10 protein-coding genes are annotated in these 11,662 nt (G+C 40.0%); all 10 read right to left on the bottom strand.

Features of this window, described 5'->3' with window-relative positions:
* Window positions 1-1,041, bottom strand: coding sequence for an ABC transporter ATP-binding protein (locus tag NSQ79_RS00985; RefSeq protein ID WP_014633662.1), 1,041 nt, complete (start codon window positions 1,039-1,041; stop codon window positions 1-3).
* Window positions 1,042-1,054: 13 nt separating this feature from the next.
* Window positions 1,055-2,089: an ABC transporter permease gene (locus NSQ79_RS00980; protein WP_045001975.1), complete on the bottom strand. Its 1,035-nt coding sequence runs from the start codon at window positions 2,087-2,089 to the stop codon at window positions 1,055-1,057.
* 7 nt (window positions 2,090-2,096) lie between these two features.
* Window positions 2,097-3,011 carry an ABC transporter permease gene (locus NSQ79_RS00975; protein ID WP_045001977.1) on the bottom strand — a complete coding sequence of 305 codons (915 nt, stop codon included), beginning with the start codon at window positions 3,009-3,011 and terminating at the stop codon, window positions 2,097-2,099.
* Between the two features lie 130 nt (window positions 3,012-3,141).
* Entirely contained in the window at window positions 3,142-4,788 is a 1,647-nt protein-coding gene (locus NSQ79_RS00970; RefSeq protein WP_014633665.1) for a peptide ABC transporter substrate-binding protein, read from the bottom strand.
* A gap of 282 nt (window positions 4,789-5,070) precedes the next feature.
* Window positions 5,071-6,489 carry a Fe-S cluster assembly protein SufB gene (sufB, locus tag NSQ79_RS00965; protein ID WP_045001978.1) on the bottom strand — a complete coding sequence of 473 codons (1,419 nt, stop codon included), beginning with the start codon at window positions 6,487-6,489 and terminating at the stop codon, window positions 5,071-5,073.
* Between the two features lie 75 nt (window positions 6,490-6,564).
* Window positions 6,565-6,999: a Fe-S cluster assembly sulfur transfer protein SufU gene (sufU, locus tag NSQ79_RS00960; RefSeq protein ID WP_002886440.1), complete on the bottom strand. Its 435-nt coding sequence runs from the start codon at window positions 6,997-6,999 to the stop codon at window positions 6,565-6,567.
* A complete protein-coding gene (locus NSQ79_RS00955; RefSeq protein ID WP_084871118.1) occupies window positions 6,986-8,218 on the bottom strand; it encodes a cysteine desulfurase in 1,233 nt (410 codons plus the stop codon). The genes sufU and NSQ79_RS00955 overlap by 14 nt, the downstream gene beginning before the upstream one ends.
* A 53-nt stretch (window positions 8,219-8,271) precedes the next feature.
* Window positions 8,272-9,534 (bottom strand): Fe-S cluster assembly protein SufD, encoded by a 1,263-nt coding sequence (gene sufD, locus NSQ79_RS00950; protein ID WP_002886437.1) that lies wholly within the window; start codon window positions 9,532-9,534, stop codon window positions 8,272-8,274.
* Window positions 9,535-9,570: 36 nt separating this feature from the next.
* A complete protein-coding gene (gene sufC / locus NSQ79_RS00945; RefSeq protein ID WP_002883600.1) occupies window positions 9,571-10,341 on the bottom strand; it encodes a Fe-S cluster assembly ATPase SufC in 771 nt (256 codons plus the stop codon).
* Window positions 10,342-10,502: 161 nt separating this feature from the next.
* Complete coding sequence (locus NSQ79_RS00940; protein WP_014633670.1) at window positions 10,503-11,660, bottom strand: MraY family glycosyltransferase; 1,158 nt, start codon at window positions 11,658-11,660, stop codon at window positions 10,503-10,505.
* Window positions 11,661-11,662 lie beyond the last annotated feature (2 nt).

Here is an 11,662-nt window from a genome sequence, read left to right as displayed (position 1 = left end):
TTATTTCTCCTTCATCTTTGACCATTTTTCCCATCGTTTCAATATTGGTGAAGGAGGGGTTACTTTAGGAGCTCGTTCATCTAAGAGCCATGTTGCTGCAAAATGCGTATCTGATACTTTAAACATTGGCGGTTCTTCCTGATAATCAATATCTAAAGCAAAGGCATTTCGAGCAGCAAAGGCATCTCCTTTAGGAGGATAAAGTAAGTCTGGGGGAGTTCCTGGAATAGCTTCTAGACTACCAGATTCTGTTTCTGTTGTAGGCATTGAGTTAAGAAGCCCCCACGTGTATGGGTGTTTCGGATTGTAGAAAACCTCATCCACAGTACCATATTCCACAATTTTACCGGCATACATTACCGCTACACGATCAGCCATACCAGCGACAACGCCCAAGTCATGAGTAATAAAAATAATAGATGAATTACGCTCTTCTTGAATTTTTTTCATAAGATGAAGAATTTGTGCTTGAATCGTTACATCTAAGGCTGTCGTAGGCTCATCAGCAATCAAAATTTCAGGATCTGCCGCTAGAGCAATGGCAATTACTGCTCTTTGACGCATTCCTCCTGACCATTGATGAGGATAATCATTTATATGTTCTTCGGCATTAGGTATACCAACATCTTTCATTAATTGTAAAGCCATTTCTAAGGCTTCCTTCTGAGATACCTTGGCATGAAGCATGATAGGCTCAGCAATTTGGTGTCCAATTTTCATAGTAGGGTCAAGGCTGGTCATAGGATCCTGAAAAATCATAGCAATATCATTTCCACGAACTTCAACCCAATCTTGCTCCTTCAAGGTTTGCATATTGCGTCCCTTAAAGGTAATTTCTCCAATTACCTCAGCATTTTTATCTGATAGCCCCATTAGTGTCCTTGTCGTTACAGATTTTCCTGAACCAGACTCACCAACAATCGCTAATGTTTCACCTTTTTTTAAGTCAAAATTAACATCACGAATCGCTTTTACTTCTCCAGCGTAAGTATGAAAATTAACATGGAGATTTTTTACACTTAAAATCGTTTCTTTCGTCATTATTACGCTCCTATTAGTTTTCTTTGTTAGATTTAGGGTCAAATGCATCACGCAAGCCGTCCCCTAAAAGAATGAAGGCAAGAGAGATAAAAACAAGAGCCAAAGCAGGAATAACCACCTGATAAGGGTAGTATTGGAGATTTTCAGACGCATCTGTAATCAACGAACCTAAAGAAGCTGTTGGTGGCTTAACCCCCAAATTGATAGCTGACAGAACTGCTTCATACATAATAGCACTTGGAACTGTCATCATAATTTGAACAATAATGATACCTGAGATATTTGGTAAAACATGTTTAAAAGCTATCTTAAATTTGTTTTCACCCAAAGCGCGTGAGGCTAAAACAAATTCACGTTCTCGATAAGATAAAGTTAAATTGCGTACTTGACGTGCCATAGATGTCCATCCGACAATGGCAATGGATATAATGATTGACATTACACCATTACCCAAGAGAAGTCCTAACATAGTTACTATGACCAAATTAGGGATAGATGAGATGACCTCAATAACACGTTGCATGAAGAGGTCAATTTTCCCACCCAAGAACCCTGACACCAGACCATAGGTCACTCCAATAATCAAATCAATCAAGGTCGCAACAATGGCAATCAAGAGAGAGATACGTATACCAATAATCACACGTTTCGCTAAGCTACGTCCTAGATTATCAGTTCCTAAAATAAATTTATCACCTTTTGGAACAGATTGGTCAGAATACACATCATTAGGTTCCGTATTGCCTGAAAACACGATACTACCATTCCAGAATGGTAAACTATCTGATATTTTTGGGGGTAAATTACGATATGTCTTAACTTCATCACCATTAAAACTATTAGCATCCTTGGCTTTAACAAAGAAATTTGATCCAATTGAAAAGACCAACAGAATCGCTAAAAACCAAAGTGATATGGTCGCCAATTTATTTTTTTTCAGACGTCTCCAAGCATCTTGCGTAAAAGAGAGAGTCGGTTTTTCAATTTTTTCTTGTGATTCAGTATTTCCAGCACCAACAAGTTTGAATAGTTGTTTTTCTTCCATGATACTCTCCTTACTTCAGACGGACACGTGGATCCACAAAACTAGTAATGATATCTGTCAATAGGATAGCTACCATAAGCATAACAGCATAAACAATAGTGGTTCCCATAATGACAGGATAATCTTTTGTTGGAATAGAGGTAACAAACTGTTGGCCAATCCCAGGAATTGAGAAAATCTGCTCTATGAGTGCTGAACCTGTTAGGATATTAGCAGCCATTGGACCGATTAAGGTAAGAACAGGAATCATTGAATTTCGATAAGCATGTCGATTACTAATTTGACGAGCTGTTAATCCCTTGGCCCTAGCTAGTTGAATAAAATCAGTATTCATGGTTTCAATCATTTCACTACGGAAAAAACGGGTAACTTGAGCAAATACTGGAATAGCCAGAGCTAAAGTAGGTAAAATAGTTTGGCTAAATGAACCCCATCCAGATAAAGGAAGAACTCCCCACTTAAATCCGAGATAATCCAAAAGTAAAAGACCAATAATGAATGAAGGTACTGAAATACCGAGTGTTGATAGCACGCTCAAGATATTATCAATCCAATTATTTTTATTACGCGCTGACACTGCTCCTACAAAAAGACCAGCTAACACCCCAACAACAAGGGCTTGAATACCCAGTTGCGCTGAAACTGCCAAACGCTGACTAATCATCATGCTAACAGGCTGATTAGCAGACTGATAGCTTGTTCCTAAATCACCGTGCAGTACATTCCAAAGATATTGCAAATACTGTTGCCATACAGGCTTATCTAACCCATATTGCTTATTCATAACCGCAATCATATCATTCGTTAATTTGGGATTATTGAATGGTGACCCCGGCATAACCTGCATTAGGAAGAAAGATAGAGTGACAACCACCCATAAGGTAACTAGCAAAATAGCTATCCTTTTCAATAAATATTTCGTCATAAAATTTCCTTTATCTAACAACGAAAGAAGCTGGGACTAAAGCCGCCAGCTTCTTAGTTCATTTTGTGATAAACGTACATACAGTAGCTGATGAATGTTCTACTTTACTCTGTCATTATAATGATAGCAACTATTTATCTTTATAAGCATAGGTGAAGTCAACATCAAGACCAGTTGAGTTACGTACAAGTCCTTTGATTGAAGGATTTTGCAAACCTTTTGTAAATCGGAAGTAAATCGGATTATACATTGCTTCATCATAAAGTGCTTTTTCAGCAGTTTTATAATCATTTGCAGCAGCTGTTGGATCTAATGCATCAGTTGAAAGTGCTTTTTCATAGGCTGCATCGTATGTAGAGCTATTTGCCTTACCATAGTTATAAGCTGAATTTGAAGTGAACAAGCCATAGAATGTTGATCCTTCTGGATAGTCACCACCCCAAAGAACAAGAGCAACATCAAAGTTTTGATTCTTGGTATCTTCAAGACGTTGTTTGAATGTCACAAATTTTTCTTCAACAGTCAAACCAGGAAGAGCTTTCTCCCAAGTTTCCTTAATGTAATCAACTGCAGCTTTTGAAACAGGTGAATCTGAATCTGCTGTAATTGTCAATTTCAAGTCACTTAAACCAGCTTCAGCAAGACCTTCTTTAAAGAGCTTAGCTGCTTCTTCCTTGTTATAGCTATAGCCAGGTGCTACATATTTAGATAAATCAGTACCATCAGGTAATTTTTCCAATCCAGTAGGTACAAGACTAGTTGCTGGAACTGAACCTGTATCAACCGCAGCTTCGACAATACCTTTACGATCAGTAGCAAGGTTGAGGGCTTGACGGATTTTAAGATTATCTAGACCTTTAACTTTGCCAGTTTCATTATAGGTCATATAACTTGTTGTTGCTTCTGGAACTGTAACAACATCTTTATTCTTTTTATTAGAATTAAAAATTGCTGACGTACTTGAAATGCTTGCAAAGTCAAGTTGACCTTGTTTATACATTTGAACGGCTGTATCAGGTTTCTTAACCGTTTGAATATTGATTGTCTTTGTTTTGACGTGCTTAGCATCCCAATAATTGTCATTTTTGACAAGTTTAAAGCTACCACTTGTACCATTCCAATTTTCAACTTTAAAAGGTCCAGAATAAATTTGTTTATCAGACTTCGTTCCATATTGTTTTCCAGTCTTTTCTACAAATTCCTTATGTTGCGGAACAAAATTTGAGAATGACAAAAGACTCTTAAATTGTGGAGAAGGATTTGACAAGGTAAAGATAACTTTATTACCCTCAGCCTTAACACCCAACTCTTCAACACTCTTCTTACCAGCAATAATATCTGCAGCATTAACAAGGTGAGAATCTGAAGCGAGGTAAGCATATTCAGAAGCTGTAGCAGGATCAACCATACGTTGCCAAGTATAGACAAAGTCCTCAGCAGTAAGTTTAGTACCATCTGAATACTTCAAGTCATCTCTAAGAGTAGCTGTATAAGTCAAACCATCGGCCGACACATCAACCTTTTCAGCCAAATCAGGTTGCAACTTACCATTTTTATCAACACGGAGCAAGTTGCTTTCTGAATTCCCAATCGCCAAGGCCGAATAGTGGTCTGTATTTTTAGAAACATCAAGTGTCAATATTTCAGTAGGTGTGTACCAGTTAATTTCATCTTTACTTGAGGTTGATTTTGAACCACAAGCAGCAAGAAGTGTTGCAGAAGCCAAAGCAATTACTCCAGTAGCTACAATACTTTTAAAGTTACGTTTCTTAATCATGTTTATAAGAAACCTCCTCCAATAAAAAATTTACTTTCGTGTATAATTATACCTTAAAACATTCTAAAGTAAAGACCTAATTCTGAATAATTCGACAACTCAGTTATGTTTGCCTCTAAAAAGACTATAAATATCCAAAAATTGTGCATCTATAGCTCTTCTTTCACAATGCTATAGAATTTTTACAATCAATCCAAACAAAAAGGCTAAGATGCATATCTTAACCTTATAGTATTTTGGACTAATTCTCAGTTTACTTTGTATTTATACACAAGCTTATTTTTAACCAACTGATCCTTCCATTTCATAACTAATCAAGCGGTTAAGCTCAACAGCATACTCCATTGGAAGTTCTTTGGTAAATGGTTCCACAAATCCCATGACAATCATTTCAGTTGCTTCTTGTTCTGAAAGTCCACGGCTCATGAGGTAGTAGAGTTGCTCTTCAGAAATCTTAGAAACTTTAGCTTCGTGTTCAAGAGCAACTTGTGAGTTGTGAATTTCATTAAATGGAATCGTATCTGACTTAGATAAATCATCCATCAAGATCGTATCACATTCAATGTGGGAACCAGATTTCTTAGAGTCCTTATTGAAAGTTACTTGGCCACGATAGTCAACCTTACCACCATTACGGGCGATTGATTTAGAGACAATAGATGATGATGTATGTGGCGCATTATGAATCATCTTAGCTCCTGTATCCTGGTGCTGACCAGCATTGGCAAAAGCTATAGAAAGCATAGTCCCACGTGCACCTTCACCATCTAGGTAAACCGAAGGGTACTTCATTGTTTTCTTAGCACCAAGGTTACCGTCAATCCACTCAACCGTAGCATTTTTCTTAGCAGTGGCACGTTTGGTTACCAAATTATAGACGCTATCTGACCAGTTTTGAATGGTTGAATAACGCATATAAGCTCCTTCAAGTGCAAAGATTTCAACGATGGCTGCATGAAGACTGGCTGAAGTATAGGTTGGTGCCGTACAGCCTTCCACATAGTGAACGCTGGCACCTTCATCAACGATGATAAGGGTACGTTCAAACTGGGCAGTTGCTTCATTGTTAATACGGAAGTAGGTTTGAAGCGGAATATCCACCTTGACGCCTTTAGGTACATAAATAAAGGTACCGCCTGACCAGAAGGCAGAGTTAAGGGCCGCAAATTTATTGTCTGTTGGTGGAACCAGTTTTGAGAAGTACTTCTTGAAGAGTTCTGGGTACTCTTTAAGAGCTGAGTCCGTATCTGTAAAGATAATACCCAACTTGTCATACTCTTCTTTCATGTTGTGGTAAACCACTTCTGATTCATACTGAGCTGAAGCCCCTGCCAGGTAAGCACGTTCAGCTTCGGGGATACCAATACGTTCAAAGGTTTCCTTGATTTTTTCAGGTACATCTTCCCAGTCACGAGCAGGTCGGTCTGACGCTTTTTGGAAATATGTCAAGTCATCGAAGTCGATTTCCGAAAGATCTGGCCCCCACTCTTGCATAGGCATTTTCTTAAAGGTTTCTAGTGATTTCAAGCGGAATTCAAGCATCCACTCAGGCTCCCCTTTTTCAGCAGACATGGCACGGACCACATCTTCACTGATTCCTTTTCCTGTTGAAAAGACTGGTGTCACATCATCATGGAAACCATATTTATATTCCCCCAAATCAATGGGTTTTGGTTCTACTTTTTCATTTGTTTCAGTCATAGTATTTTCCTTTATTAAAGGTTTGATTCGTTTTCCTTTTTACTTGGGCAAGGAGACTAACTGCTCCTTGACTTCCTAAAGCTCGCTTCTCTCTATGGCTTTTTTGAGCGCATTCCAAGAGAGTGTTGCACATTTGATACGTTGTGGAAATTTAGAAACCCCCGCCAAAAGCTTAGCTTCACCTAATTTACCTGTAGCGATGTCATGTTTTCCTTGAATCATAAGAGAGAAAATCTCCGCTAGTTCCAAAGCCTCTGCCTTGGTTTTTCCAATAACTGCATCCGTCATCATACTTGATGAAGCTGTAGAAATAGTACAACCATCACCAGCAAAGGCAATGTCTTCAATCACGTCACCATCAAATTTAACTGACAGATTGATAACATCTCCACAAGTCGGATTATTCAGTTGAAGTTGCTCCACATCTGGTAGGACACCATGATGGTGAGGGCTCTTAGAGTGATCGGCCACAACAGCCATATATAAACTATCTAGTCTAGAGAGTGCCATTGAAAAACTCCTTCGTCGCAAGAATTGCCTCCACAAGCTTGTCGCAATCCTCTTTAGTATTGTAAATATAGAAACTTGCTCGGGCAGCTGATGAGATTCCTAAATGATTAATTAAAGGCTGAGCACAGTGGTGACCCGCACGCACTGCCACTCCTTCATAATCAAGAGCTGTCGCCACATCATGAGGGTGAAGCCCATCAATATTAAAGGCAATAACACCTGCATGCTGGCTAGGATCTTCTGGACCGTAGACTGTCAGACCATCAATCGCCTGAAGCTTAGGCAAAACATAGTCTACCAATTCTTGCTCGTAAGCATGAATATTTTCCATGCCTAAAGCAGAGAGGTAGTCCACAGCAGCTCCAAGAGCAATAGCCCCCGCAATGTTAGGTGTACCAGCCTCAAATTTCCAAGGCAATTCCTTCCAAGTGGCTTCTTGTTCATAAACAAAATCAATCATCTCACCACCGAATTCAATCGGATTCATCTGGTTAAGAATCTCTTCCTTGCCATAAAGAACCCCAATCCCTGTTGGACCTAACATCTTATGGCCAGAAAGGGTGAAGAAATCACAATCTAAATCCTGAACATCAATGGCCATGTGGGGCGCCGATTGGGCACCGTCCACTACCATATAGGCACCAACTTGGTGGGCAAGCTTGGCAATTTCTTTGACAGGATTGATGCAGCCTAAAACGTTAGAGACCTGAGCTAGACTGACAAATTTTGTCTTTTCAGTAATCTTGTTGGCCAAATCTTCCATATCCAATTGGCCATCTTTCAAGTAGGCGTAAACAAGTTTAGCCCCTGTCTTCTTACAAGCTTCCTGCCAAGGAATGATATTTGAGTGGTGTTCCATAATTGAAATAACCACCTCATCTCCTGGCTCAAGAACCTGCTCTGCAAAACGACCAACCCAGTTAAGACCAGTTGTCGTTCCACGTGTAAAGAGGACCTCTTTGGTTGATTTAGCATTGATAAACTGACGAAGCTTTTCACGACTAGCTTCGTAAGCAGCTGTTGCACGCTCAGCCAAAGTGTGCACACCACGGTGAACATTGGCATTGTCCTCATGATAGTAGGCCATGAGAGTGTCCAAAACTACTTGAGGCTTCTGAGTCGTTGCTGCATTATCCAAGTATACCAAAGGTTCATCATTAACTACCTGATCTAAAATGGCAAAATTTTGTCGAATCTTATAGGCATCTAAAGCTGACATCTTATCTCCCTATCTAGATATATCATAGGTTAGACTATCTGCGTCGATAGTTCCTAACGTTTGTTTAGTTTTGTATCAGTTACAGAAATCATTTCATCGCGCACTTCTTTAACTGGGATTTCAGTAATAACTGCTCCTAAGAAACCGCGAATAACCAAACGTTCTGCAGTGTCTTGATCAAGTCCACGACTCATGAGGTAATACATATCCTCTGGATCTACCTGACCGATTGAAGCAGCATGCCCTGCTGTAACTTCATTTTCGTCAATCAAGAGAATTGGGTTAGCGTCTGAACGTGCCTTGTCAGAAAGCATAAGCACACGGCTTTCTTGTTGTGCATCAGCACCCTTAGCACCTTTGACAATGTGACCAATACCATTGAAAGTCAAAGTACCACGTTCCAAAATAACACCATGTTGTAGGATATGTCCCACAGAGTTGTTACCGTAGTTAGTCACACGAGTATCAATTCCTTGAACCTGACGCCCTGATGAAAGACCAATAACTTTGAGGTTGGCATGACTTCCATTGCCAATCAAGTCACTATCAAAGTCAGCAATAACATTGCCTTCGTTCATGATCCCGAGAGCCCAGTCAATGCTGGCATCACGACCGATACGACCACGACGACTAATATAAGTTGTGACGTTTTCACCCAAACGGTCAATAGCCGCAAACTTAACTTGTGCACCATCTTGAGCAATGACTTCAACCGAAATGTTGGCACTAGCTTTTTCAGTCGCTTCACCTAGCGTTTCAAAACGCTCAAGGTAAGTCAATTTACTGTTTTTACCAGCTACGATCAAAACGTGTTTGTTAAATGGAACATTTGAAGTTCCATCTTGGTAAAAATAGCTTTCAACTGGCAAGTCAATTTCAACATTATCTGGTACATAAAGGACTGCTGCACTATTGAAATAAGCATAGTTATAAGCTGCCAATTTGTCCTCATCGTAGGCCACAGCCTTACCAAAGAAGGCTTCAACGACTTCTGGGATTTCCTCAAGAGCAGTCGTAAGATCTGTAAAGACCACACCTTGGCTAATCAAGTCAGCTGGCAATTGTTCAAGAACAGTATTTGTTCCTACTTGGACCAATTTAGGGTTGTTTCCAAGCGCTGTAAAATCAGGCACATTTGCTGATGGTTCATTTTCAGTAATCGTTCCATCACCGAGATTCCAACGGTGGAATTTAACACACTCAATTTTTGGAAGAGCCAAACTTTCAAGCTTATCAAAGGCTGCTTGACGAAGGTCTTGCAACCAAAGTAGCTCTGCTTTTGCTTGTGAAAAAGCGATAATAGATTCTTTTGACATAGGTTACTCCTTTTCTAGTTATTTCGAGTAACAGACTTACGCTTCTTCGTGGTACTCGTAACCGAGCTCTTCAGCGATTTTCGCATAACCTTCTTGCTCAAGACGAGCAGCCAATTCAGGACCGCCTGAAAGAACCACTTTACCTTCCATCATTACGTGTACGACATCTGGAGTGATATAGTTCAAGAGACGTTGGTAGTGAGTGATAATCATAGCACCGAAGCCTTCGCCACGCATAGCGTTAACCCCTTTTGAAACCACTTTAAGGGCATCGATATCAAGACCTGAGTCAATCTCATCGAGAAGAGCAAACTTAGGTTCCAACATGAGCAATTGAAGGATTTCGTTACGTTTTTTCTCACCACCTGAGAAACCTTCATTAAGGTAACGCTCAGCCATTTCTTCACGCATACCTAGCAATTCCATCTTTTCATCCAATTTAGTGATGAAATCAAGAACAGAAATCTTTTCGTCATCTTCTTTACCAGCGTTCATAGCTGCACGGATGAACTCAGCATTTGTGATCCCTGGGATTTCAGCTGGGTATTGCATAGCAAGGAAAAGACCTAGGCGTGCACGTTCGTCAACTTCCAAGTCAAGGATGCTTTCACCATCAAAAAGGATGTCCCCTTCTGTGATTTCATAGTTTGGGTTACCCATAATAGCAGCTGAGAGGGTAGATTTACCAGTTCCGTTAGGACCCATGATAGCAGCAATCTCACCAGTTTTAAGAGTCAAATTAAGACCCTTCAAGATTTCTTTATCTTCAACAGAAACATGAAGATTTTTGATTTCAAGTACAGACATTGTATACTCCTTTTTCATATATACAGCGAGCACTTGCTCGCTAAATTGCATTATTTTTTCGAAAATAGTCTTGCTATTTTCTGGAAAATAAAAAGAGAACTTCCATTTTCCTTAATTAGAGTCATTATAACAAAAAAGCCATTACTTGGCTTTTCAAATGTTTAATTTTTTCGCCCTTGCTTCCATTTTAACATGGTTGCTTGGCGATAATCACTATTCCCGATAAATTTCAGAAGGTTGAAGAGTGGTGTTCGACCAACGCCCCAAATCTCAAGCCCTTCAATCAGAATTTCCATTCCCAAAATCAAACTCAAGAGCAAGAGAATACCACCGAGACGGCTAGAAACGTTTAACAGGAGGGCAATCAATGAAAAGAGGATAGCGATGGCATAAACCACCAGAACCGCTCCTCGATGAGTGAAGCCCATAGCTAGAAGGCGATGATGCAAGTGCATCTTGTCAGCCTCCATGGCTGGGCGCCCTGACAATTTACGGCGGACAATAGCTACCACTGTGTCAACAATAGGCACTCCAAGGATAATAACAGGTGACAAAATAGCCACTGCAGTTGCATTTTTCAACCCTTGTAATGACAAAACACCTATCATAAAGCCAATAAAGAGCGCCCCTGTATCACCTAGATAGATAATTGCTGGATGATAATTGTAAGGGAAGAAGCCCATAATGGCAGCCACCAAGACAAAGATAGTCATGGTCAAGAAAATATCAGTATCATAGAGGAAGAAATAAGAGATCACCCCCATAGTCATAAGGGAAATGATGGAAACGCCTCCAACCAAGCCGTCCAAACCATCAATCAGATTAATGGCATTGGTGATGGCCACAATCCATAACACCGTTAAAATCAAGGTCAAGACCGGTCCAAAATGAATCATAGGACCACCAAATGGAATCTTAAAGCTATCAAATCGGAAGTCTGTAAAAGCCCAAACAATGACAGCTCCAATAACAATACCAAGCATCTTAGGTAGAGGCTTTAATTCCAAGATATCATCAACGAAGCCCGTCAGAGCTACGACAGATCCCCCCACAACAACCGGCAAGATGTACCTGATGTAAGAAACATGCCAAATATCCTTATGGATAATCATAGGCATAAAGACCAAGGTCGCTAGTACAAAGGCCAACAAAATAGCTAGACCACCAGCACTAGGCATTGGCTTTTTATTGATACGTCTTGCATTGGGATTGTCAACAGCTCCGACACGTAAGGCCAAAGAGCGTACCAAAGGGGTCGTCACGATGGCTATCAAAAAGGTCCCAATCAAAACGAATATATAATTAATGGTCCAAGGCATGT

It is taken from the genome of Streptococcus sp. FSL W7-1342 (assembly GCF_037966635.1).
GTDB lineage: Bacteria > Bacillota > Bacilli > Lactobacillales > Streptococcaceae > Streptococcus > Streptococcus salivarius_D.
Note: the sequence above shows the minus strand (reverse complement) of the source record. Positions and strands in the feature narration are given on the sequence as shown.